The sequence below is a fragment of the Stenotrophomonas sp. YJH_SMC_43 genome (assembly GCF_059372535.1).
In genome coordinates, this window is sequence record NZ_JCAFVQ010000001.1 from 941,993 (window position 1) to 966,892 (window position 24,900).

Consider the following 24,900-nt stretch of genomic DNA (forward strand, 5'->3'; position numbering starts at 1 on the left):
TCTCCGGAGACCCTTCGCATGGACCGTTTGCTTTCCCGAGTGTTGTTGCTGCTGGCCGCGCTGGTTGCGCTGCCGGTCGCTGCGGCCGATGCCAATTGGTGGCAGGTCGAATGGAAATACCGCAAGCCGATCACCGTCGACGCCGGCCCGCAGGGCGCGGGCCTGGCCGGTGACCCGGGTCGCACGCCGCTGCTGCTGCGCCTGCATACCGGCAACTTCGGTTTCGACGGCACCCAGGACGCGGGCAACGACCTGCGCTTCGTCTCGGGTGATGGCCGCACCGTGCTGGCCCACCAGATCGAACAGTTCGATCCCAGGCTGGGCCTGGCCCTGGTCTGGGTGGACGTACCGGCGGTCAGCGCCGCAGCACCGCAGACGATCTGGATGTACTACGGCAACGAGAAGGCCCCAGCCAGCGGCAATGGCCAGCAGGTGTTCGACCCGGACTACACGCTGGTCTACCACTTTGCCGAGGCCAATGCGCCGGCCCGCGACACCACCGCCTATGGAAACAACGCCGGGGCCGTGGCCCCGCCGTCGGAAGGCTCGGTGATCGGCCGCGGCGTTCAGTTGGGCGCAGCCCCGCTGCCGCTGCCGGCCAGCGCATCGCTTGCGCAGGAGGCGGGCGCGCCGCTCACCGTCTCGGCCTGGATCAAGCCGGGCAGCAACAACGCCGCACAGGCGATCTACGCCCGTCGTGACGGTGCTTCCGAACTGGTGCTGGGCATCGAGAACCGGGTGCCGTTCGTGCAGCTCAATGGCCAGCGCAGCACGCCGGCACAGCCGATTCCGGAAGGGCAGTGGGCGCATGTGGCGCTGACTGCGGAGAACGGCGCTCTGCAGCTGTACCTCAATGGCCGCGTGGTCGCACAGCTGAGCGGCGAATTGCCGGCGCTGGGCACCGCTCCGGTGGTGGGCGCCGATGCTCCTGGCGCGGTGCAGCCGCTGGCCAATTTCGAGGGCGCACTGGATGAGCTGCGTATCTCGCGCGTGGCACGACCGGCGGCACTGCTGCTGGCCGATGCCACCGCACAGGGCGCCGATTCGCGCTTGATCAGCTACGGTGCCGACGAGCAGTCCGCCGGTCAGAGCCACTTCGCCTTCATCCTCAAGGCAATGCCGTTCGACGCCTGGGTGGTGGTGGCGATCCTCGGCCTGATGATGCTGCTGTCGTGGGCGATCATGATCGCCAAGGGGCGCCACTTCGGCCGTACCAGCAAGGCCAATGCGGTGTTCACCGAGAGCTTCGGCAAGCTGTCCGGCGTGCCGCTGCGCACCCTGTCCGACATGGACCGCCAGGGCAAGGCGCCGGCCGCGATGCACGACGGTTCGCTGTGGCGGATCTACCAGGTGGCCATCGATGAAATGCAGCAGCGCCACCAGCGCGATGGCAACAGCGGTTACCTCAGTGGCGCCACCATCGCCGCGATCCGCGCCTCGATGGATGCGGTGATGGTGCGCGAGCAGGAAGCGATGGCACGGCGCATGAACTGGCTGTCGACCACCATCGAAGGCGCGCCGTACGTGGGCCTGTTCGGTACCGTGATCGGCATCATGCTGGTGTTCGTGGTGGCGGCAATGGCCGGCGCGGTGGACATCAATTCGGTGGCACCGGGCATGGCCGCGGCGCTGCTGTGTACCGCAGCCGGCCTCGGCGTCGCGATTCCGGCGCTGTTCGGCTACAACTACCTGGGTGCACGTGCCGAGGCGATCGGCGCCGACATGGCGGTGTTCATCGACGAGTTCGCCGCGCGCCTGGCCGAAGAGCAGGACGGGCGCGGCCCGGCCGCGGTCCAGGGCTGAGGGGCGCGCCATGGGCCAGAAGGCGAAGTTCGGCATCAAGAAGCGCGAGAAGGGCATCAACGTAACGCCCTTCGTCGACGTGCTGCTGGTGGTGCTGGTGATCTTCATCCTGACCAGCAACGCCTCCATCCCCGGCATCGAGGTGAACCTGCCGAAGGCCAGCAACAGCGTGGCGCTGGAAAAGCCGAAGACCAAGGCGATCACCATTGACCCCAGTGGCCAGGTGTTCCTGGATGCATACCCGGTGACGATGGCCGAGCTGGAAGACCGCCTGCGCACCGAGCGCGCGACCACGCCGGATTTCCCGGTGATCGTGCGCGGTGATGCGCAGGTGCAGTACGCCCGTGTGGTCGAGGTGCTGGACCTGCTGCGGCGGCTGGAGCTGGCCCAGGTCGGGCTGGTCACCGGCAAGGCGCAGGGCTGAGGCATGACGGCCCATCAATCCCCTCGGCCGGAGCCCGGCATGCGCGGTCGCCAGTTGCTGGTGACCATTGCACTGGTACTGGCCGCCTTGCTGGTGCTCGGCATCGCCGTGTGGTGGATGCTGTTCAAGGACACCGCCAGCACCCGCCGGCCGGTGGTGCAGCCGCCGATGCTGGCATTGCCGCCCCCCCCTCCGCCGCCGCCACCGCCGCCGGAAAAGCCACCGGAGCCGGAGACGCCGCCGGAAGAAGCGATGCCAGAGCCGGAACCTCTGGATCCACCAACGCCGGCTGAAGAGCCAACGCCAACGCCGGACAACGCCGACCCGGTGACGATGAATGCTGATGCGCAGGCCGGCGGTGACAACTTCGGTATCCAGTCCGGCAGTGGCGGCGGCTCGTCCGGCGTCGGCCGCGGTGGTGCCGGCAATGCCACCTACGGGCGCTATCTCGGCTACCTGATGCAGCAGGCGATCTCGCGCGACGACAAGGTCAAGCGCCTGGCGTTCCAGCTGCAGGTGAATGTGTGGCTGTCCAACGATGGCCGCCTGGAAAAGGTCGAGCTGGTGCGTGGCAGTGGCAACGAGGAGGCCGACGCGGCCGTGCTCGATGCGCTGCGACGCATCGGCAAGGTCGACCAGGCACCGCCGCCGTCGCTCGATTTCCCCGCCCGCGTGCTGATCCAGGGCCGCCGGCCCGGGGCCTGATTCCCGACCTCCGTGATTTCCCTTCTTTCGATGAGAACCGTGATGAACGACCACGTCCGCGCACGAACCGACTCCCGCTGCTCGCGCCCGGCCAGACGGGCGCTGCTGTGCTGCGCCGTGCTGCTCAGCCTGGCCGCCCCGGCCGGTGCGATGGCCGCCGAAACCACCATGGTCAAGCTGATCAAGGGCCTGATCGCCAGTGGCGCGCTGAAGCCCGAAGACGGCCAGGCATTGCTGGTGCAGGCCGAGGCTGAAGCAGCGGCCGCTTCGCGCACTACGACCACCGCACCTTCGGCCGCCAGCGGTGGCGTGGCCCTGGAGGCCGGCGACGTGCGCGTGCCCTACGTGCCGCAGAGCGTGCGCGACGGCATTCGTGACGAAGTACGCCAGGACGTGATGGCGCAGGCCAGGTCCGAGGGCTGGGCGGCACCGAACGAAGTGGCTGAGTGGACCAAGCGCATCAAGGTCACCGGTGACATGCGCGTGCGCAGCGAGTCGCGCTTTTTCTCCGAACGCAACAGCGACATCGTGAGCAACTGGTCGTCGATCAATTCCGGCAACGGCTTCGACACCAACACCAACACCAACCTGCAGCTGCCGCCGCTGCTGAACACCCGCCAGGACCGCCGCAACCTGTGGCGCATCCGCGCTCGCCTGGGCATCGAGGCGACCATCGGCCAGCACACCACGGCCGGCGTGCGCCTGGCCAGCGGCAGCAGCAATGGCCCGGTGTCAACCACCGAACAGCTGGGTGGTGGCCTGAGCAAGAAGGACGTGTGGCTGGACCAGGCCTGGCTGGCCTACAGCCCGGCCGATTGGGTGACGGTGCGCGGCGGCCGCTTCGGCAATCCGTTCTGGACCAGCGATACGCTGTTCTCCAACGACCTGAACTTCGACGGCCTGGCCGCCAACCTGAAACACGACTTCAACGGGGGAGATCTCGAGCTGTTCGGCAACCTTGCGGTGGTACCGCTGGAGTACACCTCCGACAGCTCGCCCAGCCAGAGCCGGGTCAAGACCCCGAACGAGAACAAGTGGCTGTCCGGTGCACAGGTCGGCATGAACTGGCGCTTCAACGACGACAATGCGCTGCGTGCCGCACTGGGCTACTACGATTTCAAGAACATCAGCGGCCGCCTGTCCTCGCCGTGCGCGCTATATGCCGGCGCGGTGGGCTGCGATACCGACTGGTCGCGCCCAGCGTTCATGCAGAAGGGCAATACCCTGATGCTGATCCGCGACATCGCGCGCAATCCGCTGGACCCGGCCAACACGCCGACCTCGCAGTATGTCGGCCTGGCCTCGGCATTCCGCCTGGCCACGCTCAACCTGCGCTGGGATACGCAGCTGGCCCAGGGCATCGGCCTGCGCCTGGATGGCGACTACATCCGCAACCTGGCCTACGACAAGCAGGCCATGTTCAGCCGCGCCAACAACGGCATCGTCAACAACTACGGTGCCGGTGGCGCCGCCAGCATCGATACCTTCCGCAGTGGCGACACCGCCTGGATGCTGCAGGCCACCTTCGGCGCCACTGACCTGAAGGAGAAGGGGCAGTGGCAGGCGCTGCTGGGCTACAAGCATATCGAGGCCGATGCGCTGCCGGACGCGTACAACGACCCGAACTTCCACCTCGGCGGCACCAACGCCCGTGGCTACTACGTGGGCGGCGCCTACGCGCTGGATGCGCGCAGCTGGATCAGCGGCAAGTGGATGGCGGCCAAGGAAGTGTCCGGTGCTCCACTGTCGATCGACGTGTTCCAGCTGGAGTTCAATTCCGGGTTCTGAGTGACGGCGTGATGTGGATCACGTAGTGCGTGGCGGGGGCGCAGTGATGCGCCCGTCTAGGGAAAGGAGACCACGCGTTGCACATAAGGAGGAGTGGATGAGCCGTCGCAAGCTGTTTGAAAGTTCCGAACCGTCCAGTCGATCGCTGGGCATCGGCCCGGCCTATGTCTCGGTGGAGGGGCTACGCCAGCACTTGGCGGAGTTCCTGCTGTATGCAGGCCGGCCGGTGGTGATCATGCGCGGGCGCAGCGAAGTGGGTTACTTCCTGCCGGCGCGCTGCTGGCGCCAGCGTGACGACGATCCGCTGGCGGCGGCCGCCGCCGACCAGCTGTTGGACGCGGCCGGGTTCCAGGCCGAGGATATCCAGCAGGTGGAGCAGGAATTCAACGCGATGCGCCAGCGCACCGTGCTGCATTCACGGCGCTGAGTGGCCGCCGGGCATGGCCCGGCGCTACCCGATGGCCCCGCGCCGCTCCGGTAGCGCCGGGCCATGCCCGGCGAGCGTCGTCTGTAGATCCACGCCATGCGTGGATGGGGTTACGCTGCAGCCCCACGCTCACTGGAGATGCGTGCACCTTCGCGCATCACCAGGGTCACCGGGGTCTTTTCCACCACCTCCAGCAACCGCTGCCACTGCGCATCGCTCAGCTCGGCACTGGCATGCAGCACGCGGTGCACGTGGAAGCGTCCATCCGCGTCACGTTCCGAGCGCAGCTCGGCATGGAACTCGCCCAGTTCCCAGCCCTTGCGCTGCGCGTACATGCGCAGGGTGATGGCGGTGCATGCCGCCAGCGAGGCCAGGTACAGGTCGAACGGTGCGAAACCCTTGCCCTGGCCGCCCAGCGAGGCGGGCTCGTCCGCATCCACATCGAAGCTGCCATTGCTGATGTGGTGCAGGTAGTTGTCGGCGGTCGAAACAATGCGTGCGTAGGCCATCGGGATCTCCTGTTGTCTGTAGGGCCGAGTCATGTTCGGCCAATCCCACTGTGGCGTCGAGCCATGCTCGGATCTGCCCTGCATGGATGATGTGGGCGGCGGCGGCTTGCCGCCTGCGGCCCGGCAGCCCACAATCCACGTCCGGACCGTCGCCATCACGCCCATCATTCCCCGGTCCGGCCTTGGCACCTATGTCTCCCAATGCCCTGGCGCTGGTCGAACTGCTGATCCGCGAGCGCCGTGCGCTGTCTCGCTTCATCGCGCGCTACCTCGACCCGGCCAGTACCGAGGACACGCTGCAGAACCTGTACCTGAAGGCCAGCAGCGTACCCGGCGATCCGCCCATCCTGGAGCCGCGCGGCTATCTGTACCGGATGGCCTATCACCACGCGCTCAACCGCAGTCAGGCCGACGCCCGCGAGCGGCGCGCAATGGCCGCGTACGCCACCGACATGGCCGATGCAGGCCACGACGGTGAGGCACAGGCGCTGGACCAGGCACAGCTGCGCGAGATCACCCAGACCATCCTTGCCTTGCCGGCGCAGGTGCGCGAGTGCTTTGTGCTCAATCGATACCTGGGCCTGAGTGAGCGCGAGATCGCCACCCGCCTCGGCATCTCCAAGAGCGTGGTGGGCAAATACGTGCTGCGCGCGGCGCTGCTGATCCAGCAGCACCAGCAGGGAACACGCCGATGAGCTGCGATTGCCGTGGGCAGATCGCGCCCGCCGTTGTCACAACAGGAAAGCGCACCCGTTCGCGGTGCGGCAGGCCACAACCATGACCACGTCCGAACCCTCGCCGCGTCGGGCCAGGCAGGCGTTGCGCTGGGTGATCCGGTGCAGTGCAGGCCCGCTGCCGGAACGCCAGCAACGAACCCTGCAGCGCTGGCTGCGGGCCGATCCGCAGCATGTGCTGGCCTGGCGCCAGCAGCAGGCATTCTGGCGGGGGCTGGATGCCGCCGGGCCGGAGGTGCTGGCCGCGCTGCCCGAACTGACCGAAGACCGCCAGGGGCTGCGCCCGATCGCGCCACGCCGCCGACTGCCGTGGCTGCTGGCCAGTGCTGCCGCCGTGGTCCTGATGGTTGCCGCGGCGCCGCACGCGCTGCTGCTGGCACGCAGTGACCTGCACAGCACCGATGCACCGCGCATGGTGCAGTTGGAGGACGGCAGCACCGCGGTACTCGACGCCGGCACCGCACTGGCGATTGAATTCGATGGCCAGCAGCGCCATCTTCGTCTGCTGCGCGGCCAGGCCTGGTTCCAGGTAGCGCACGAGGCGCGCCCGTTCCAGGTGGAGGCGGCGGGCGGCCAGATCCGTGACATCGGCACGGCCTTCAGCGTGTCGATGCAGGACACCACGGTCCTGACCCAGGTCAGCGAGGGCGGGGTCGATGTGCGCCCGGGTGATGGCAGTGTGCAGCGCCTGCATGCCGGACAGGCACGTGTGTTCCGTGACGGTCGCTGGCTGCAGCCGATGCAGCTGGAAGATGCCGCGACCATGGCGCCGTGGCGGCGTGGCGAGGTAGTGATCGACGATCAGCCGGCCGCGCAGGCCATCGCCGATCTGGCGCGCTACCGTCGTGCTCCGGTCTGGGTACTGGGCGGGCAGGGCGCGAGCGTGCGGGTCAGTGGCCTGTTCCAACTGCAGCAATCGGAGACCGCCATCAATGCGGTGGCCGCGCAGGCAGGACTGCGTGTGCAGCGCTTGCCCGGCGGAGCGCTGGTGGTGTGGTGAGGTGCCTGCGGCACAGCGCACAGCGCCCCACATGGAAAAAAAACATGAAAAAACCGTGGGCACTCGCTGTGCCCTGCTGTCTATAGAGGTATAGCCAGAGCGAAACACCGTTTCTCCTCAAGCCAGACATGCCACCGGCACTGGATGTGCCCGTGGTTCCGCCACGCTTGAGGAGTTCCTGTCCATGCCGTCCACGGCATCCGCCTGTCATCGTCGCGCCACCGTCCTGGCTCTTGCCATCTCCACCGCATTGCTGCCGCTGGCCTGGGTGCCGGCCGTGCAGGCGCAACCGGTGGTCGTCGCACCGTTGCGCCAGTACACCATTCCGGAACAGCCCCTGGCCGACGCCGTGCGTGCCTTTGGTCGCCAGGCCGATGTGCAGGTGGTGTTCCGCAGTGACCTGGTGGAGGGCCGCCGCTCCAGTGCAGTGAGTGGTGAGTACAGCCAGATGCAGGCACTGCAGCAGCTGTTGCGCGGCAGCGGCGTGCGTGCACAGCGCGGCATGGACGGTACCTGGAGCCTGCGGGCCGCAGCGGAGGCGGGTGAGGGGGACGGGGTGCGGGTGACCAAAACACTGGACGTGGCCGGCCGCCTGCAGTCGGAAGGGGGCGAGGCGCGTGATCGGCGCGGCTACGATGATGTGTTCGCGCTGGACCTGACCACGGCGTATTCGGGGCGCGACCGGGTGGAGCGCTATCGCGGCTCCAACCCGGCCGACGTGGTAAAGGATCTGGTCGGTGTGTTCAGTGGCGATGCGCGCAACAGCGGCGCGCTGGACATCAACATCCGCGGCATCCAGGGGCCGGGGCGGGTGCCGGTCAGCATCGACGGTGGCGAACAGGCGCTCACGGTCTGGCGCGGCTACAACGGCGTCAGCAACCGCAATTACATCGATCCCAACCTGATGGGTGGCATCCAGGTCATCAAGGGGCCAGGGCTGGTGCGCGATGTGCACAGCGGGATCGGTGGCGCGCTGGTGATCAAGACCATCGACGTCGATGACATCGTGGAAACGGGTGAGCGCTTCGGCGGGGAGCTGAAGATCGAAGGCAGCAGCAATGCGGTGGCGCCACGCCTGCCGCGGCTGCACACCGGCGAGGATTACCGCACCGTGCCGGGGTTCCCGCAGGGCTCGCCGAACTCGCCCTACGACGACCGCACCCTGGTGGTGCCGGTGAAGTCGCGCAGTGGCAACAACCCCCTCGATGGCGAGGACCAGGCCTGGCGCCTGGCGCTGGGCGTGCGTGGCGACAACGTCGACCTGATGGCCGCCTACGCCTGGCGCAAGCGCGGCAACTACTTCTCCGGGACCCAGGGCAGCGCCTACTACGACCAGGACCGGCGCGAGCAGTTCGAGTACCAGGGCATCGACTACATCACCACGCTGGCGCGCTACTTCAAGCCCGGCGATGAAGTGCCCAATACTTCCAGCGAACAGGAGTCCTGGCTGGTCAAGGGCAGCTGGCAGATCAACGATGACCAGCAGTTGAAGGCGACCTGGCGGCGAACGCTGTCGCACTACGGCGAGATCATGCCGTCGCGCATCCTGTCGGCACCGGACTATGGGCGCATCCAGTGGCCGCTCAGCCGGGTTGCGTCCGATGCCTGGAACCTGGAGTACCGCTTCCAGCCGGCCGGCAGCCGCTGGCTGGACCTCTACGCCAACCTGTGGCGCACAGAGACGGACAGCGATACCTACACCGCAGGCGGCTTTCCAAACTTCGCCCCGGGCAATCCGGACTGGAATGCCGGCGCCAGCCCGATTCTGCGCAACACCGCGCTGGCAAATGCGAGCAACGACCGGACCGGCCTGACCCTGAGCAACCGCTTCGCCCTGCATTCGACCCTGGACCTGACCGTGGGCGGCAACTGGCAATACGAGAAGCTCGGCTCGCGTGACCCGTATTTCGGCCCGTCCGACGGCTGGCGCATGTACCCGCGTGCCGGCCGTCGCCAGGAGGGCGAGGGCTACCTCACGCTGGAATGGCGTCCGGTCGACTTCCTGACCCTCAATGCCGGCGTGCGTTACAGCCGTTACTGGGCGTTCGACGACTTCCTGCAGGCCCACCCGGAACTGCAGACGACCTCGATCGTCCCGCGCGAAGCGCAGTACCGGGTGAATGAACTGCCACCGCGGCCGGACAGCCTGCAGGGCGAGATCGACGCACTCGAGAGCGAGCGGGAATTCTGGGACAGCATCGGCATGGGCTGGATCGTCGATCAGTCGCTGGCCGACCTGCTGCGCAAGTACGAGACACCCAGGGAGGTCCAGCACGGCATTCCCTGGTTGCCCGATGCAAACGGCAACTACAGCCGAGCCACCAATCCCTGCCTCAACGGCCAGGTCGCCGCCATCCCCGGGCTGCTGCCGATGGTCCTCGGCACCGACATCCGCTGCAGGATCGGGGGCGGGGCGATGCAGTCGGTGGCCGGGCGCAACGAACGGCACCGCGATCACGCCTGGTTGCCGACGTTCTCGGCGACGGTGCGTTTCTCGCCGGCCGCTCGTGCCTATCTGCGCTACAGCGAGGCGGTGCGCTTCCCCAGCATGTTCGAAAGCACCATTGCGTTCTCCAGCAGCCTCAATCCGCTGTATCCACTCAAGCCGGAGCATGCCTACAACTACGAGCTGGGGTACGTGCACAACCTTTCCGGGCTGTTCGGCAACACCGCCGATGCCGACGTCAAGCTGGCCTACTACGTGCACAAGACCCGCAATGTCATCGAGCGTGATGCGTACTTCATGTTCGACAACATCGACAAGCAGACCATCCGCGGCATCGAGCTGCAGGCGCGCTTCGACAACCGGCGCTTCTTCACCGATCTGGGCATCAGCCGCATCCTTGAAAACGAAGTCTGCGATGAAAGCTCGGCGGTACGGCTGGATGCGGACCAGGGGCGGGTGCCCAACTGCGTCCAGGATGGCTTCGTCAGCGGCTATCTGCTGACCCAGGCCACGCCGAAGCTGTCGGTGAACTGGTCACTCGGCACCCGCCTGTTCGATGAGCGCCTGGAGCTGGGCAGCCGCATCGTGCACTACCAGCGGCACGACAATCCGGACCTGCAGGCCTACCGCGACCGCCTGATCGCCGGGGGCAGCAGCCTGCTCTGGCAGAACGTGCCCTTCACCTGGGGAAACATCACCACGGTGGATGCCTACGCCCGCTGGCGCTTCAACCAGCACGCCAGCGTCGAGCTGGTCGGCAGCAATCTCGGCAACCGCTATTACGTCGACCCGGCAACACGCTCAACGCTTCCGGCACCGGGCCGCACGATCAAGCTTGGCATCACCGCGCGCTTCTGAGTCCGCATTCGACAGGGAGAATCAACCGTGAAACAGCCCCGCACCCTTGTACTTTCGATCGGCCTGCTGGCTTCCATGCCGGTCATGGCTGCCGACATCGCTGGCGGGCAGAGCCCGGCCAAGGACGGCGTCCATTACATCAACGCAGGCGAATCGACACTCAATGCCGGTCCGCACCGTTCCGGTCGCGCAGGCGTTTCGTTGGGGCCGTATGCCAACGCGGCGCGAGTGGACGTGGCCAGCCTGGTGCCCTACGCCACCACGGTGGTGCGTGGCGCAACCACGGTCCGCACGCTGGGCCCGGACGCAGGCCTGCCGTTCGCCACCGCTGGCGTGGGCCACTTCAGCTTCGTGCAGGTGGGCAATGCAGATGTCTGGTTCGGTGAATGGTCATCCAGCGGCGCGCAGGCGGGCTTCAATCACCGCCAGGTGTTCTTCGTCGGTGACCGTGCCGGTACTTCGCTGCCAGCAGGCATCGTGACCTACACCTTGGCTGGCATCAACCGCTTTGATGGCAGCGGCGTGCTGGAAGGTGCACTGCGGGCGAATTTCGATACCGGCACCGTCACCGCCGGCCTGGTCGGGACCGGATACAGGCTCGCCGCGAGTGGCACGCTGGATCGCGCCACCGGTGCGTTCAGCGGTTCGGCCATCGCCAATGGTTCGATCATCGGTACCAGCAGCGGCCAGTTCTTCGGCGCCGGTGCCAGTGCGGTGACCGGCATCGCAACCTTTGCCGGCAACAGCCAGTTCGATACGTCCTTCGGCGGTCAGCGCAACTGATCCGCCGCCGTTCCTTTTTGTGTTGTACCCGTAGTTCCCTCAACCCAAGGAGCAATACCATGAAAATGATCAACCGTTCCCTGTTGGCCGTCGCCGCTGCACTGGCCCTGGCCGGCACTGCGCAGGCGGCCGACATCGTCGGCGCTGCCAGCCCGGCGACCGATGCGCAGCTGTACGTCAAGGTGGGTGCGTCGGAAGTCAACGGCGGCCCGCACTCGGCCGGCAAGGCCGGTATCGGCGTTGGCACCGTGTCCAATGCCAAGCCGGTCGATTTCCAGGGCCTGGCGGCCTACTCGGCCCCGACCACCGTCAATGGTGTCACCGTACGCACACTGGCCATGCCGATCACCGGTACCCCGGGCAGCCATTCCGGCATGGGCCACTTCAACTTCGTCAAGGTCGGCAGCGGCGATGTGTGGTTCGGTGAGTGGTCCAAGGATGGCGCCGCTGGTGGCTTCAACAACCGCCAGGTCTATTTCGTCGGTGACCGTGCCGGCACCACGCTGCCGGCCGGCGTGGCCACCTACAGCGTGGCAGGCCTGAACAAGTTCAATGGCAGCAACCTGCTGTCGGGTACCTTCCGCGCCAACTTCGGCAATGGCACCCTGCTCGGTGGCCTGAGCGGTGGCGGCCTGTCGATCAACGTCAACGCCAACATCAACAGCGCCAACGCCTCGTTCGCCGGCACCGCCACCGCCAACGGCAGCGTTGCCGGCACCACCCAGGGCCAGTTCTTCGGCGCCAACGCGGCCACCCTGGCCGGTATCGCCACCTTCAGCGGCAACAGCCAGTACGACACCGCCTTCGGCGGCAGCAAGAACTGATCGCCACGCCCCTGACGGGGCAGGGCAGGGACAAGCCGCGATCCGCCAGTCCCTGCTTCGGCCCGCTGCATGCACCACCACGGATCGACCATGCGCCATTCCATTTTCCTTGTCGTACTGCTGTTGGCTGCCACCGAGGTGCGCGCCCAGCAGGACGATCTTCGTCGTGTGCTTGAACAGGGCACCGAACTGCGCCACCAGCAGCAGGACCAGCAGCGCCTGCAGCAGGCCGAGTCGGAGCGGCCGACCATCACCATCGACGGCCAGACGCTGCGCGTGGAGCGCACCGTCGATGATCTTGGCCAGGCCCTTTACCTCTCTCTGCAGCATCAGCAATGGCAGGCCGCCGCTGCGTTCCTCGATGAGTACATCGAACTGCCGGGGCATGACCCCCTGCTGCGCCACTATGCGCAGGGGGCGCTGGCGCGGGTGGCAGGCGACCATCGTCGCGCGGCGATGGAGTACGAAGCGCTGCTGGCGGCGCAGCCGGATTTCCTGCCGGCCCGCCTCGAGCTGGCACGTGTCTATGCGGAAGACCAGCGCGATCGCGATGCGGCCGCGCTGTTCACAGCCATCGCTGCAGGCATCAATGCCGATGATCCGGCCACGGCCGGCGTCCGCGCGCGCGTGGACGGTTACCTGAGTGCCCTGCAGGCGCGCCAGCGCTGGAAAGGCGCGCTGTCCGCCGGCCCGGCATGGAGTGACAACATCAACCGCAGTTCGGCCAGTCGCACCTGCCTGTTCGGCGTGGGCGACGCCTGCATCATCGAACGGAAACTGCCGGACGCCCAGCGCGCGGCGGGCCTCGACTACGACGCCAGCCTGGAACGGCGCTGGGTGCTCGGCGGGCATCATGGGCTGTACGTGCGCGGTCTCGCCTTCGGCCAGGCATGGCGCGGGCACAGTGCGTACAACGAGCTCAATGCCAACGTGCAGGCGGGTTACAGCTGGCGTAGTGCACGGCAGACCGTGATGCTCGCCCCCAGCTATGACTACCAGGCCCTGGGCAACCATGCGCTGCAGGGCGGCAGCGGCGTGCACGCGGAATGGCAGTACGCCCTGGATGCACGCAGCCTGCTCAAGCTGGAGGCTGACTGGAAGCGCCAGCGCTATCGCCAGCAGGGCCTTGCCAGCAACTACGACGGCGAGCTGGCATCGCTGTACGCCACCTGGTTCCGCGCGCTCAATCCACGCTGGACGGTCTTCGCCGGGCTGGATGTCACCGACAGCAGCGCAGCCGACGCGGCCAACGGCTTCCGCCAGCGCGGCCTGCGGCTGGGCGCGGCGCGGCAGTGGAGTGGCACCACGGCCACCGTATTCGTGTCGCTCCGCCAGCGCGACTACGACACCTGGAGTCCGTTGCTGGAGGCGCGCAGGCAGGACGACGAACAGAACCTGATCGCCATCGTGCGCAGCGAGCGCCTGGCCGTGGCCGGGCTGGTACCCAGCCTGAGCCTGCGCTACGCGCGCATCGACAGCAACGTCGGCTGGCTGTACAGCCACGACCGCAGCCTGCTCAGCCTGAAGTGGGAACGGGCCTTCTGAACGCGGCGTTGCAATGCCGCGGTGAACGCGCCGTGGCCGCGACCTTCATCCATCATCACGCGCTCTTGTAGCCCGGTTCGCGCATCCTGCGGGCGTTGCGGCAGAGGTGGGCCGCGTGTATCGAGGAGCGCCGGTCGTGCTGGAAGCGGGTAACAAACCAGAGGGCCTGAAAGGGCTGCGTGTACTGGTGGCGGAGGATGAATTCGCCATCGCGATGTTCCTGGTCGACTATCTGGAGCTGAAAGGCGCACAGGTGGTGGGGCCTGCCGGTGACCTGCAGGCGTTGGGGCAGCTGGTCGATACCCATCCCATCGATGTGGCGTTGCTGGACATCAACCTGGGCGGTGAGCAGGTCTATCCGCTGGCCGATCGGCTGGCCGAGGCGGGTACCCCCTTCCTGCTGACCTCCGGTTACGACGACAACCTGCCCAGCCGCTTCGCCAGCGCGCCGCGCTGTACCAAGCCTTATCACATCGAAACCCTGGTACAGCAGCTGGCCGGGCTGGTGGCGGCGCCGCAGGTCTCTGCGGGCATCGCCTGATTGCGCGGCATGTCGCGCCGTCCTGAAGGCATCCACGCCGCCACGCTGCGTGGCGGGATGCCACCTGCGCCGCGCCTGCATGCGCGCCACGATGGCATGGCCGCGCGTATCGCCCGCCATGACTGGTCATCCACGCCCTTGGGTGCCTGCGCGCAGTGGCCGCCCCACCTGCGCGCCACCGTCGACCTGATGCTGGCCCATGGCTTCCCGATGATCGTGCTGTGGGGCGAGCAGCTGGTGCAGCTCTACAACGATGGCTATGCCGAGATCCTGGCCGACAAGCATCCCGGTGGACTCGGCCAGCCGACCCGCGAGTGCTGGCCCGAGGTCTGGCACATCAACGGGCCGCTCTATACCCGGGTTTGGCAGGGCGAGACGCTCACCTTCGAGGACAAGCTGTATCCGCTGGTCCGCCGGGGGCGTCTGGAGGACATCTGGTTCACCATCACCTACAGCCCGATCCGTGGTGAGGAAGGGCGCATCAACGGCGTGCTGGTGACCATGTTCGAGACCACCGCCGCGCATCTGGCGCGGGCCGCGCGCGAGCGCGAGGAACTACGGCGGCGCGAGAGCGAGCGACGCCTGGAGCTGGCCTTCAGGATGCTGCCGGTCGGCCTGTGCATCGTCGATCTGCAGGGTCGCATGCTGCTGTCCAACGACCAGATGCGTGCCTACCTGCCCAGCGGCAAGGTGCCTTCCACCGATGAGGCCAACCTGCATCGCTGGCGTGGCTGGCATGCCGACGGTAGCGCCATCGGGCCGGAGGATTTCGCCATCGCCCGTGCGATGCGCGGCGAGACCGTGGTGCCGGGGCTGGAGTTCCAGTACCTGCACGACGATGGCCGCGCGCGCTGGACCCGGGTCGCGGCCGCGCCCCTGCGCGATGGCGATGGTGAGGTCAGCGGGGTGTTCGCCATCGCCGTGGACATCGACGATCTCAAGCGTGCCGCCGAGCGCCAGTCGGTGTTGCTGGCGGAGCTGCAGCACCGGGTGCGCAACATCATGTCGACCATCCATGCCATTGCCTGGCGGACCCGCGAGTCGGTCAGCAGTGTGGATGAATACGCCGAACGGTTGTGCGGGCGACTGATGTCGCTGGCACGCACGCAGAGCCTGCTGACCCGTGGCGCCAATGCCGGGGTCTGCCTGCGTGGCATGATCGATGAGGAGATCGCGGCGCAGACGCCAGCAGCGGCCGCCTGCCGCCTGCAGGGCGAGGACGTGCTGCTGCCGCCGAAGGCGGCCGAAGTGCTGTCCTTGGCGATCCACGAATTGGCGACCAACGCCCTGCGGCATGGTGCGCTGACCCATGAGGACGGCCGGATCGACGTGTCCTGGCACCTGCAGGTGCAGGACGGGCAGCCGTGGTTGGGGCTGCACTGGTGTGAACGCCATGCCACCGTGGAGGACTGGGAGCTGCCCCGGCAGCGTGGCCTTGGCCGGGCGCTGATCGAGCAGCGCGTGCCGTACGAGCTCGCCGGCAGCGGCGAGCTGCGCTTTGGCCCACAAGGCCTGGATGCCTGGATCCGCTTCCCGCTGCGCGAGCGTGACAGCCTGCTGCAGACCGATGCTCCGGACGCGGCGGCGGACGGTTCCGGCAGGTAAAGGTCCATTTATCCCCAATTGGGCCAAATTGGGTATAGTGGCCATTATCCACCCTGCCCGGAGCCGTGCCATGACCCTGCCGCTGGATCTGCCTGGCCTCGAGAAGGCCCCAGCCTCGTCGGTGAAGACCCGGGGCTGGCCGAGCCTGATGCGTACCGTGCGCGAGAAGCAGGCGCTGGTCATCACCAACCACAACCACCCCGAAGCGGTGATCGTGGACATCCGCACCTACCAGGAGCTGCTGGCCAAGGCCGCCGGCAGCGATGCCGGTGAGCGCAGTGAAGAGCTGCTGCGCCTGCGCGGCGAATTCGACCAGACTCTGGCTGGCCTGCAGCGCGGTGAGGGGCTGGGCAAGGTGCTGGGCCAGCCGATCCGCCGCGGCCGCAAGGTCACCCTCGGCCGTCCGCTCTGACCGATGGGGCGGATCCTGGTGCTGGCCGGCGTCAACGGCGCCGGCAAGAGTTCGCTGCTGGGAACCTGGCTGGAAGCCGAAGGGCTGGGCTGGTTCAACCCCGATTCGTTCACCCGCCGCCTGGTAGAGGCGGGCTGGCCGCTGCCCGACGCCAATGCCGAGGCCTGGCAGGAAGGCACCCGCCGCCTGCGCCAGGCCATGGCTGATGGCACGGACTTCGCCTTCGAGACCACGCTGGGCGGCAACACCATTCCGCGCCTGCTGCGCGAGGCCTGCGAGCACCATCACGTCGCGATCTGGTTCTGTGGCCTGGCCACGGTGGACCTGCACATTGCCCGTGTTGCAGCGCGGGTGGCCGCCGGCGGCCATGACATTCCGGTGGAGAAGATCCACGCCCGCTTCGATTCGGCACGCGAGAACCTGCTGGAACTGCTGCCACACCTGGCCGAGCTGCATGTCTACGACAACAGCGCTCCCGCCGACGCCGACGGCTGCGTCGAGCCGCTGCCGGTGCTGGCGATGGCGCACGGCCAGCTGCAGTACCCGGTCTCGGTGGCCGAGCTGCTGCACACGCCGGACTGGGCCAAACCCATCGTGATGCGTGCGATGGAGTTGAACGCTGCGCGCGATTGAGGGCGCGTACGTTGTAGAGCCGAGCCCACGCTCGGCTGATCCCTCGAAAGGCAGCCGCGCGCGGGCTTGGCCGTACAACAACGCCGGCTTCGCCGAGCCTCAGGCGGGCTTTACCTGCTCAGGCTCCGCAGTCTCCGGCAGTGGCGGCAGGCTCGGGTCCACCGTCACCGGCACATCGCTCTTCAGCAGTGCGGCGGCTTCCTTGTCGCTGCCGACCGCCGGCGGTGAACCGCGCAGCGGCAGGCCAGCGGTCTCCTTCACGAACAGCATGGTGACCAGGCCGATCACTGCCGCGCCCATCAGGTAGTAGGCCGGCACCAGCGGATCGCCGGTACGTTCCACCAGCCATGCGGTCACCAGTGGCGTGGTGCCACCGAACAGCGACACCGACACATTGAAGGCGATCGACAGTGCGCTGTAGCGCACCGGGGTATAGAACAGCGCCGGCAGCGTGGACGGCATCGAGCTGGTGAAGCACACCAGTGCCAGGCCCAGCAGCATCAGGCCGAGGAAGATCAGCCAGTCGTTGCCGCTGCCGATCAGCAGCAGGCAGGGTACGGCCAGCACCAGCAGCGCGATGCAGGCACCGATGATCATCGGGCGGCGGCCAAGCTTGTCACTGAACAATCCGCCGACGATGTTCAGCGGCATCATCACCAGCATCACGATGATGATCAGCAGCAGGCCCTTGCTCTCGGCATAGCCCATGGTGACGCTGAGGTAGCTGGGCATGTAGGTCAGCAGCATGTAGTCGGTCACGTTGAATACCAGCACCAGGCCCATGCAGACCAGCAACTGGCGGCCATGTACCTGGAACAGCGCGGCGAGCCCGGGCCGGTCGTGCTCGCGCTTCTCGGCTTCCTCGGCGAAGGTGCGGAAGGCCGGCGTTTCCTCCAGTTTCATGCGCATGTACAGGCCGAGCAGGCCCAGCGGGCCGGCCACCAGGAATGGAATGCGCCAGCCCCAGTCCAGCATCTGTCCGCTGCTCAACAGCATGTGCAGCGCGGTCACGGTTCCGGCGCCGGCGATGTAGCCGCCCAGCGTGCCGAACTCCAGCCAGCTGCCCATCAGGCCGCGGTTGCGGTCGGTGGAATACTCGGCGATGAAGGTGGCCGCACCGCCGTACTCGCCGCCGGTGGAGAATCCCTGCACCACACGTGCCAGCAGCAACAGCACCGGTGCCCAGATGCCGATGCGCTCGTAGGAGGGAATCAAGCCGATCGAGAACGTGCCCAGCGCCATCAGGATCATGGTGAACGCCAGCACTTTCTGGCGCCCATAACGGTCGCCGAGCGGGCCGAACACCAGGCCGCCGAGTGGACGCACCAGGAATGCCACGGTGAAGGTGGCGAAGGCGGCGATCACCTGTGCCGTGGGGTTGCTGGACGGGAAGAACACCTGGCCGATGGTGACGGCCAGATAGCCGTAGACACCGAAGTCGAACCACTCCATGGCATTGCCAAGTGCGGCGGCGCCCACGGCGCGCTTGAGCATGGGCTTGTCGACGACGGTGATCTCATCGACCTTCAGGTGGCGGCGGCGTTTGAACCAGCCGAAGTGGGCATGGGAATCGGGCGTGTCCTGCATAGGGGCTCCCTTGTAGGTATGGAATAGGGGAATGGGTGCTGTGGTGTGTCCCGGAAATCGGAAACGGCGATGCAGGCGCAAGTGGCGCAGGGGCATCGGAAGGCGGCGTGGGGGCCGGGGAATGTGTGCAGGCGCAACGCCACGCGCACGGCAAAGCACCGCCGCAGGGGCGGAGACGCGAAAACGGGATCACAGCGGCCGCGCAGTCAGCGGCCAGGTATCACATCAGCGTAGGGGGTGCAGGCAGAGCGCCTGCGGGCGTCATCCGCCGGGATCCAGCGCGAGGCGATGGAAATGCAGGGCGGGAGCATTCGTGGCAAGCGAAGCGCCGGTCGGCAGTGCTTCCCACGTAACAGGTGCGCCCGTCACGTAGTGGGTCGTGTCGATCATCTGTTCATCATAACGGCATCGGCGTGAGCATGCAGCGAAGCAGGCTGATCTGCACGCTGTGTTCCACCTCGCCTGTTCAGAAGGCTCAGGCCGACTTCGCCACCAAACCGAACACCGTGCAGGCCATCGCCAAGGCGCCCGGCAGTGCCAGTTTCCGCGTGACCAGTGCGGCGCCGATCATGGTGAGCACCGAGAGCATGATGGCCAGGGCGAAGAACGGTTGGCCCTGCAGGAACTGGTGAATGCAACCGGCACAGCCGGCAATGGCCAGGCTGGTGGCAAAGCAGACGTGGAACAGTGAGCCAGCGTACACAGAGGTTCCTCGCGATGATGGAGGCCATAGCGGCAGGCAGGCGGACAAATTTAGCGCTGATTGCAGATTGCGATGACGGGATCACATCCTGTACCCGCTCTGGTGACATCGGCGTGCATAAGGTGGAGCGCACACCCACTTTTCGGATTGATGGAGGATGCAATGGCGCGGACGATTCCCGAAGGAACTCTGATCGTGGTAGCCGACGGTGGTTCGGCGCGGGTGTTCACCAACGTGGGCAGCAACCACCAGTTGACCCTGAAGCAGGAAGGCGAACTGCGCCTGCAGGACATCAGCGAGCAGGGTGTATCCGGGCAGGGGCCTGCGGGTGCCGTGCCGAAGGACATGTCGGTCTCGCAGCTCAATGAGGCCACGTTCGCCAAGCAGGTGGCCGAACAGCTCAACGAAGATGCCTTGAAGAACCGCTATGCGCACCTGGTATTGATCGCCGACCCGACCACGCTGGGTCGCATTCGTCCGCTGCTGCATAAAGAGGTCCAGGCGCGATTGCTCGGGGATATTGCCAAGGATCTGACCAACGCGCCGCTGGAAGACATCCAGAAGGCACTGGCGGCGTAGCGCTCATGCCGTTCATGCGTGATCACCTTGCGAACGGGCCCACCGCTGCGGAGGTGGCGGCGCAGCCTGGCTGGCAGGTGCTGGAGTTCGGTGCGCCCTGGTGTGGTCATTGCCAGGCCGCGCAGCCCGCGTTGCAGGCCTTTGTCGAAGCGAACGATCTGCCGCATTGGAAGATCGAGGATGGCAAGGGAAGGCCATTGGGGCGAGCGTTCAAGGTGAAGCTGTGGCCGACGGTGGTGCTGCTGCGCGATGGAGAGGAGATCGCGCGGGTGGTAAGGCCGTTGGACAGCGCGGATCTCATGTCGTTGCAGAGCGCACTTCCCGGTTGAAGAGTAAACCCGGTGCGGGACACCGGGCAGTCGCACTGCAGCATGCGGCGTGACAGGCCCGGTGCTAGGATCCCGCTATCACCTGAATCGATCCAAATGCCGATGCCCACGCTGGACCGTCGTCTCCTGATCGCTGTCGCCGCCACGGCGATGTTCGCTTCCGGCCTGGCGTCGGCCGCGCCTGCCAGAACCGCCGCCGACAAGGCCTATGCCTCGGTCGACCCGTTCATTGGTACGGGTGGTGAAGGCCACACTTACCCGGGTGCCACGGTGCCGTTCGGCATGGTCCAGCTCAGCCCGGACACACGCATCCAGCCACGCGAAAAGGCCTATGGCTGGGCAGCCGGCTACCGCTACGACGACAGCAGCATCGTCGGCTTCTCGCACACGCATTTTTCCGGCACTGGCCATTCCGATCTGGGCGACATCCTGCTGATGCCGTTCACCGGCAGTCCCGGCCTGGAGCGTGGCGATCCTGAGAAGCCGGGCAGCGGCTATGCCTCTCGCTTCCGCCATGATGATGAGAAGGCCGAGCCGGGCTACTACGCCGTCACCCTGGACGACTACAAGGTGCGCGCCGAGCTGACCACCAGTGCGCGCGTGGGCGTGCATCGCTACGCCTTCCCCAAGGGCGCCGACGCCAAGGTGCTGCTGGACATGCGCACCAGCATGTACGACTACCCGGGCAAGGTACTGTGGTCGCGGGTGCGGGTGCGCGCCGATGGTACCGTGACCGGCTTCCGGGAGACGCGCGGCTGGGGGCCAGGTCGCCAGCTGTACTTCGCGATGCGTTTCTCGCGGCCGCTTTCCGGGCATGAGCTGCACAACACCGAGCAGGACATCGTCTACAAGGGCTTCCCGCCGCCGGGCGAGAAGGATCCAGCGCAGCGCGCACAGGTCGAAGGCCGCCAGCTGGTCGGTACCTTCGCATTCGGCAAGCTGGATGCACCGCTGGTGGTCAAGGTCGCGATCTCGCCGGTCAGCGAAGTCGGCGCCATTGCCAACCTCGACGCGGAAGTGGCCGACTTTGATTTCGATCGCGTGCGTGCGCAGGCGAAACAGGAATGGACGCAGGCGCTGTCGGTGCTCGATATCGATGCGCCCGAGCACGCCCGCCGCAGTGCCTATACCGCGCTGTACCACACCCTGCTGGGGCCGACGCTGTTCATGGATGCCGATGGCCAGTACCGCGGGCCGGACAATGCCCTACACAAGGCCGAGGGCTACACGAACTATTCCACGTTCTCGCTGTGGGACACATACCGGGCGCTGCACCCGTTGCTGACGCTGGTGCAGCCGGAGAAGCGCAACAGCGACTTCGTCAATTCGATGCTGGCCCACCACGAGCACAGCCCCTACGGCATGCTGCCGGTGTGGTCGTTCCATGGCCTGGAAGACTGGTGCATGATCGGGTACCACGCGGTGCCGGTGATTGCCGATGCCTACGTGAAGGGCATTCGTGGGTTCGACGCCGACAAGGCACTGAAGGCGATGGTCGAGACTGCCAACTACGGCCCGTATGACGGCATCGCGCAATACCGCGAACTCGGCTATGTGCCGATCGACGAAGAAGGCGAGGCCGCCAGCAAGACGCTGGAGTACGCCTTCGACGACTGGACCATCGCGCGCATGGCGCAGGCGATGGGCAAGACCGATGTGGCGGCGACTTTCGACACGCGTGCCGGCAACTGGCGCAATGCCTTCGACAAGGACACCGGCTTCATGCGTGCGCGCAAGCGCGATGGCAGCTTCCGTACACCGTTTGACCCGAGCGCCAGTGGCTATGGCACCGACTACACCGAAGGCAACGCCTGGCAGTATTCGTGGTATGTGCCGCAGGACGTGGCCGGACTGGCTGCAGCGCATGGCGGCAGTGACAAGCTGCTGGCGCGCCTGGATGAGGTGTTCAACGCCAAGGTCGATCCGTCCATCTTCGAGCACATGGAAGACATTACCGGGTTGATCGGCTGGTACGCACATGGCAACGAGCCCAGCCACCACGTGGCCTACCTGTATTCGTATGCCGGCCAGCCGTGGCGCACCCAGGCGCGCCTGAAGCAGATCATGGACACCCAGTACGCCGATCGCCCCGATGGCCTGGCCGGCAATGACGACGTGGGCCAGATGTCTGCGTGGTACGTGTTCACCGCGCTGGGCTTCTACCCGGTGGCGCCGGGTTCGGGCGAATACATCCTGGGCCGCCCGTTCCTGCCGAAGACCGCCATGCGCCTGCCCAACGGCAAGACCTTCACCATCGTGGCCGATGGGTTGGACGACGCGCACACCTATGTGGGCAGTGTGAGCCTCAACGGCAAGCCGCTGCAGCGCACCTTCCTGCGCCATGACGAGATCCTCGCCGGTGGCGAACTGCGTTTCAGCATGCAGGCCGAGCCGAACAAGGATTGGCCGGTGCAGGGCGCACAGGCACCGTACTCGATGAGCCGGTGATGCGATCCCGGTAGCTGCCAACCTTGGTTGGCACGCGGAACATCAACATCGCCAACCAAGGTTGGCGTCTACCCCGGTATCGCGCCAAGGGCAGCCGAGCATGGGCTCGGCTCTACAGGGGCGGCCAGGTGAACCACAAGCCCACACGCGCGCCACCGATCGGTGCGGTACCAATCACCAGGGCTGCGCCGTGCCGTTGCGCGATCTCGGCCACGATCGCCAGCCCCAATCCACACCCATCGCCTTCGCTGCTGGCGCGGTAAAAACGTTCCGTGACACGGCTGCGCTCGGCCTCGGCGATGCCGGGGCCGTCATCGTCCACCCACACCTGCACGCCCTGCGCATCGCCCTGCAGCCCAAGGGTGATCACGCCGCGCGGGCTGCCATAGTGCAGCGCGTTGTCCAGCAGATTGCCCAGCGCCTCGCGCAGCAGCTGCGGATCACCCTGCACCGGCACCCCGTCGTCGGGTCCGTCGTAACCCAGGTCCACGCCCGCAGCCAACGCGCGATCGGCGTAACGCTCGACCACGCCGCGCGCCAGCGCGGCCAGATCCAACGGCTGCAGCGGCAGTGCACTGCCATGTGGATCTTCCGATCGGCTGAGCATCAGCAGCTGGTTGACCAGGTGCTGCAGCCGCGCCAGCCCGGCCAGCGTGCCGGACAGCGCCAGTTGCTGGGCCTGCGGATCGTGCTGGCGCAATGAACTCTCAAGCTCCACCTGCATCGCTGCCAGCGGCGTGCGCAGCTGGTGCGCGGCATTGCTGACGAAGCGCCGCTGTGCATCCTGCATCGCGTCCAGGCGCTGCAGCAGCGCGTTGTAGGCCTCCACCGCCGGCCACAGTTCGCGCGGAGCTTCCTGCGCCGGATCCAGCGGCGCCAATGGATCCGGCCGCGGGCTGGCCAGCTTCCGCGCGACCAGGTTGGCATGGCGTGCGGCAGCGCCTGTACCGGACCAGGCCAGCCATGCCGCCAGTGCCAGGATCGCAGCCTGGAACGGAACGCTGGTCAGCAGCAGCTTGCGCTCCAGCCGGTGCCGCTTGCGCAGTGTCTCGGCCACGCGCAGCCGGATGTCATGACCCGGCCCGGCGCTGACCACCACTTCGACCATGCGCACGGCCTGCCCACGCAGCCGCGCATCATAGTAGACCGGGTCGTCGCTGCCGGCGGACATCGACGGGCGTGGCAATGCCTCGGGCAGGTCGCCATACAGGCGCCCACCCGCGGCGTCGACCACCTCGCCATGCACTTCGTCGGCGGTGTCCCAGGTGAACATGCGCGACACCGCCGGGGTGATCTCGATGGACGCGCGGCCGTCCTGCACCGCCACCAGCTCGGACAACGACATCGCCGAATCCAGCAGCCAGCGGTCGTAGACCTGGCCGGCGTAGAAGCGCGCCAAGGCGAATGAACCCACTGCGCTGCACAACAGCAGTACCAGCAGTGGCAGCCACAGGCGTCTCAGCAGCAGGCCACGCAGGCTGTGCACGCGCTCAGTCACCCACGGCCTCCAACCGGTATCCAAGCCCACGCAGCATGCGGATGCCGACGCCGGCGTGGGTCTGTTCCAGTTTGCGGCGCAGGCGGCTGACATGCACTTCGATCACCGACAGGTTGGCCTCGTGGTCCCAGCTGTACAGCGCGTCGAACAGGCGCTGCTTGGTAACCGTGCGGCCGGGATGCTGCATCAGTGCCTCGACCAGCGACAGCTCGCGCGCGGTCAGCTCGATGCGCTGACCGTCCACCTGCACTTCATTGCGGACGCTGTCGAAGCACAGCCGGCCCAGCCGCTTCTGCGCCGGTGCATCGCTGCGGCGGCGCGACAGCGCACGCAGGCGCGCTTCCAGTTCTCCCAGGGCGAAGGGCTTGGCCAGGTAGTCGTCGCCACCGCGGTCGAGGCCGAGGATGCGGTCCTCCACACCATCGCGTGCGGTCAGGATCAGCACCGGCAGGGTGACGCCGTCGTTGCGCAGGCGTGAGAGCAGGTCCAGGCCATCGACGTCAGGCAATGAAAGGTCCAGCACCATCACGTCATACGGTGCGCTGGCCAGTGCCGCCGGCGCGTGCAGCCCACGCGAGAGGTGGTCGCACAGATGGCCGGCACCCTGCAGGGCGCGGATCAGTCCATCGGCCAGCGCGGCGTCGTCTTCGATCAGCAGGATTCGCATTGCAAGCTTCGTGCAAGGTTGGGGCAAGTTTGGCGCAAGTGCATCACCTTAC

At 66.9% G+C, this 24,900-nt stretch carries 24 protein-coding genes; 18 read left to right on the forward strand and 6 right to left on the reverse strand.

The features are described from left to right. Positions 1–18: 18 nt before the first annotated feature. The 5 genes from AC5QAH_RS04405 (at position 19) to AC5QAH_RS04425 (ending at position 5,147) form a co-directional block, all read left to right on the forward strand. Positions 19–1,803 carry a DUF2341 domain-containing protein gene (locus AC5QAH_RS04405; protein WP_010485353.1) on the forward strand — a complete coding sequence of 595 codons (1,785 nt, stop codon included), beginning with the start codon at positions 19–21 and terminating at the stop codon, positions 1,801–1,803. 10 nt (positions 1,804–1,813) lie between these two features. After that, a complete protein-coding gene (locus AC5QAH_RS04410) occupies positions 1,814–2,227 on the forward strand; it encodes an ExbD/TolR family protein (protein ID WP_005409874.1) in 414 nt (137 codons plus the stop codon). Between the two features lie 39 nt (positions 2,228–2,266). Continuing rightward, complete coding sequence (tolA, locus tag AC5QAH_RS04415) at positions 2,267–2,932, forward strand: cell envelope integrity protein TolA (RefSeq protein ID WP_019659853.1); 666 nt, start codon at positions 2,267–2,269, stop codon at positions 2,930–2,932. Positions 2,933–2,974: 42 nt separating this feature from the next. Beyond that, entirely contained in the window at positions 2,975–4,720 is a 1,746-nt protein-coding gene (locus AC5QAH_RS04420; protein WP_495232119.1) for a putative porin, read from the forward strand. Between the two features lie 97 nt (positions 4,721–4,817). Further along, entirely contained in the window at positions 4,818–5,147 is a 330-nt protein-coding gene (locus AC5QAH_RS04425; RefSeq protein WP_005416760.1) for a hypothetical protein, read from the forward strand. Positions 5,148–5,257: 110 nt separating this feature from the next. Here the strand turns inward: AC5QAH_RS04425 and AC5QAH_RS04430 are convergent, their stop codons facing one another. Then, positions 5,258–5,656, reverse strand: coding sequence for an OsmC family protein (locus tag AC5QAH_RS04430; protein WP_010485361.1), 399 nt, complete (start codon positions 5,654–5,656; stop codon positions 5,258–5,260). Between the two features lie 191 nt (positions 5,657–5,847). On the opposite strand from AC5QAH_RS04430, the gene AC5QAH_RS04435 reads away from it, so the two are divergent. From AC5QAH_RS04435 to AC5QAH_RS04480, 10 genes are all read left to right on the forward strand, one after another. Then, entirely contained in the window at positions 5,848–6,351 is a 504-nt protein-coding gene (locus AC5QAH_RS04435; protein ID WP_010485363.1) for an RNA polymerase sigma factor, read from the forward strand. 82 nt (positions 6,352–6,433) lie between these two features. Next, entirely contained in the window at positions 6,434–7,390 is a 957-nt protein-coding gene (locus AC5QAH_RS04440) for a FecR family protein (RefSeq protein WP_495232120.1), read from the forward strand. Positions 7,391–7,574: 184 nt separating this feature from the next. Continuing rightward, positions 7,575–10,694 (forward strand): TonB-dependent receptor domain-containing protein, encoded by a 3,120-nt coding sequence (locus tag AC5QAH_RS04445; RefSeq protein WP_049455126.1) that lies wholly within the window; start codon positions 7,575–7,577, stop codon positions 10,692–10,694. A gap of 27 nt (positions 10,695–10,721) precedes the next feature. After that, positions 10,722–11,477 (forward strand): Slam-dependent surface lipoprotein, encoded by a 756-nt coding sequence (locus AC5QAH_RS04450; RefSeq protein WP_053092027.1) that lies wholly within the window; start codon positions 10,722–10,724, stop codon positions 11,475–11,477. Between the two features lie 59 nt (positions 11,478–11,536). Then, a complete protein-coding gene (locus AC5QAH_RS04455) occupies positions 11,537–12,301 on the forward strand; it encodes a Slam-dependent surface lipoprotein (protein WP_019659846.1) in 765 nt (254 codons plus the stop codon). 90 nt (positions 12,302–12,391) lie between these two features. Further along, positions 12,392–13,846 (forward strand): surface lipoprotein assembly modifier, encoded by a 1,455-nt coding sequence (locus tag AC5QAH_RS04460; protein ID WP_224328206.1) that lies wholly within the window; start codon positions 12,392–12,394, stop codon positions 13,844–13,846. 136 nt (positions 13,847–13,982) lie between these two features. Further along, positions 13,983–14,387: a response regulator gene (locus AC5QAH_RS04465; protein ID WP_019337750.1), complete on the forward strand. Its 405-nt coding sequence runs from the start codon at positions 13,983–13,985 to the stop codon at positions 14,385–14,387. A gap of 9 nt (positions 14,388–14,396) precedes the next feature. Next, the gene (locus AC5QAH_RS04470; protein WP_191849460.1) at positions 14,397–15,992 is read left to right on the forward strand and encodes a PAS domain-containing HWE histidine kinase family protein; all 1,596 of its coding nucleotides are present in this window, start codon (positions 14,397–14,399) and stop codon (positions 15,990–15,992) included. Between the two features lie 70 nt (positions 15,993–16,062). Next, positions 16,063–16,404 (forward strand): type II toxin-antitoxin system prevent-host-death family antitoxin, encoded by a 342-nt coding sequence (locus AC5QAH_RS04475; RefSeq protein ID WP_010485378.1) that lies wholly within the window; start codon positions 16,063–16,065, stop codon positions 16,402–16,404. 3 nt (positions 16,405–16,407) lie between these two features. Next, positions 16,408–17,037, forward strand: a complete 630-nt coding sequence (locus AC5QAH_RS04480) for an ATPase (protein ID WP_010485380.1) — start codon at positions 16,408–16,410, stop codon at positions 17,035–17,037. 99 nt (positions 17,038–17,136) lie between these two features. On the opposite strand, the gene proP is transcribed toward AC5QAH_RS04480, so the two are convergent. From proP to AC5QAH_RS04495, 3 genes are all read right to left on the reverse strand, one after another. After that, a complete protein-coding gene (proP, locus tag AC5QAH_RS04485) occupies positions 17,137–18,624 on the reverse strand; it encodes a glycine betaine/L-proline transporter ProP (RefSeq protein ID WP_019337748.1) in 1,488 nt (495 codons plus the stop codon). Positions 18,625–18,885: 261 nt separating this feature from the next. Further along, a complete protein-coding gene (locus tag AC5QAH_RS04490) occupies positions 18,886–19,014 on the reverse strand; it encodes a hypothetical protein (RefSeq protein ID WP_256202341.1) in 129 nt (42 codons plus the stop codon). 85 nt (positions 19,015–19,099) lie between these two features. Continuing rightward, positions 19,100–19,327 (reverse strand): hypothetical protein, encoded by a 228-nt coding sequence (locus AC5QAH_RS04495; RefSeq protein WP_019337747.1) that lies wholly within the window; start codon positions 19,325–19,327, stop codon positions 19,100–19,102. Between the two features lie 162 nt (positions 19,328–19,489). On the opposite strand from AC5QAH_RS04495, the gene AC5QAH_RS04500 reads away from it, so the two are divergent. The 3 genes from AC5QAH_RS04500 to AC5QAH_RS04510 all read left to right on the forward strand — a co-directional run bounded on the left by AC5QAH_RS04500 (position 19,490) and on the right by AC5QAH_RS04510 (position 22,683). After that, positions 19,490–19,906 carry a baeRF12 domain-containing protein gene (locus AC5QAH_RS04500; RefSeq protein WP_019337746.1) on the forward strand — a complete coding sequence of 139 codons (417 nt, stop codon included), beginning with the start codon at positions 19,490–19,492 and terminating at the stop codon, positions 19,904–19,906. A gap of 5 nt (positions 19,907–19,911) precedes the next feature. Next, entirely contained in the window at positions 19,912–20,235 is a 324-nt protein-coding gene (locus tag AC5QAH_RS04505) for a thioredoxin family protein (RefSeq protein WP_049455131.1), read from the forward strand. 96 nt (positions 20,236–20,331) lie between these two features. Beyond that, positions 20,332–22,683: a GH92 family glycosyl hydrolase gene (locus tag AC5QAH_RS04510; RefSeq protein WP_495232121.1), complete on the forward strand. Its 2,352-nt coding sequence runs from the start codon at positions 20,332–20,334 to the stop codon at positions 22,681–22,683. 112 nt (positions 22,684–22,795) lie between these two features. Here the strand turns inward: AC5QAH_RS04510 and AC5QAH_RS04515 are convergent, their stop codons facing one another. After that, entirely contained in the window at positions 22,796–24,181 is a 1,386-nt protein-coding gene (locus AC5QAH_RS04515) for a sensor histidine kinase (protein ID WP_495232122.1), read from the reverse strand. Then, positions 24,174–24,848, reverse strand: coding sequence for a response regulator (locus AC5QAH_RS04520; protein WP_019659837.1), 675 nt, complete (start codon positions 24,846–24,848; stop codon positions 24,174–24,176). Before AC5QAH_RS04520 ends, AC5QAH_RS04515 begins: the two co-directional genes overlap by 8 nt. Positions 24,849–24,900: the final 52 nt, after the last annotated feature.

Bases quoted from the DNA above. Each gene is read 5' to 3' on its own strand.
- AC5QAH_RS04405 (WP_010485353.1), top strand. From the start codon at position 19: ATGGACCGTTTGCTTTCCCGAGTGTTGTTGCTGCTGGCCGCGCTGGTT.
- AC5QAH_RS04410 (WP_005409874.1), top strand. From the start codon at position 1,814: ATGGGCCAGAAGGCGAAGTTCGGCATCAAGAAGCGCGAGAAGGGCATC.
- tolA (WP_019659853.1), top strand. From the start codon at position 2,267: ATGCGCGGTCGCCAGTTGCTGGTGACCATTGCACTGGTACTGGCCGCC.
- AC5QAH_RS04420 (WP_495232119.1), top strand. From the start codon at position 2,975: ATGAACGACCACGTCCGCGCACGAACCGACTCCCGCTGCTCGCGCCCG.
- AC5QAH_RS04425 (WP_005416760.1), top strand. From the start codon at position 4,818: ATGAGCCGTCGCAAGCTGTTTGAAAGTTCCGAACCGTCCAGTCGATCG.
- AC5QAH_RS04430 (WP_010485361.1), bottom strand. From the start codon at position 5,656: ATGGCCTACGCACGCATTGTTTCGACCGCCGACAACTACCTGCACCAC.
- AC5QAH_RS04435 (WP_010485363.1), top strand. From the start codon at position 5,848: ATGTCTCCCAATGCCCTGGCGCTGGTCGAACTGCTGATCCGCGAGCGC.
- AC5QAH_RS04440 (WP_495232120.1), top strand. From the start codon at position 6,434: ATGACCACGTCCGAACCCTCGCCGCGTCGGGCCAGGCAGGCGTTGCGC.
- AC5QAH_RS04445 (WP_049455126.1), top strand. From the start codon at position 7,575: ATGCCGTCCACGGCATCCGCCTGTCATCGTCGCGCCACCGTCCTGGCT.
- AC5QAH_RS04455 (WP_019659846.1), top strand. From the start codon at position 11,537: ATGAAAATGATCAACCGTTCCCTGTTGGCCGTCGCCGCTGCACTGGCC.
- AC5QAH_RS04460 (WP_224328206.1), top strand. From the start codon at position 12,392: ATGCGCCATTCCATTTTCCTTGTCGTACTGCTGTTGGCTGCCACCGAG.
- AC5QAH_RS04470 (WP_191849460.1), top strand. From the start codon at position 14,397: ATGTCGCGCCGTCCTGAAGGCATCCACGCCGCCACGCTGCGTGGCGGG.
- AC5QAH_RS04475 (WP_010485378.1), top strand. From the start codon at position 16,063: ATGACCCTGCCGCTGGATCTGCCTGGCCTCGAGAAGGCCCCAGCCTCG.
- AC5QAH_RS04480 (WP_010485380.1), top strand. From the start codon at position 16,408: ATGGGGCGGATCCTGGTGCTGGCCGGCGTCAACGGCGCCGGCAAGAGT.
- proP (WP_019337748.1), bottom strand. From the start codon at position 18,624: ATGCAGGACACGCCCGATTCCCATGCCCACTTCGGCTGGTTCAAACGC.
- AC5QAH_RS04490 (WP_256202341.1), bottom strand. From the start codon at position 19,014: ATGATCGACACGACCCACTACGTGACGGGCGCACCTGTTACGTGGGAA.
- AC5QAH_RS04500 (WP_019337746.1), top strand. From the start codon at position 19,490: ATGGCGCGGACGATTCCCGAAGGAACTCTGATCGTGGTAGCCGACGGT.
- AC5QAH_RS04505 (WP_049455131.1), top strand. From the start codon at position 19,912: ATGCCGTTCATGCGTGATCACCTTGCGAACGGGCCCACCGCTGCGGAG.
- AC5QAH_RS04510 (WP_495232121.1), top strand. From the start codon at position 20,332: ATGCCGATGCCCACGCTGGACCGTCGTCTCCTGATCGCTGTCGCCGCC.
- AC5QAH_RS04520 (WP_019659837.1), bottom strand. From the start codon at position 24,848: ATGCGAATCCTGCTGATCGAAGACGACGCCGCGCTGGCCGATGGACTG.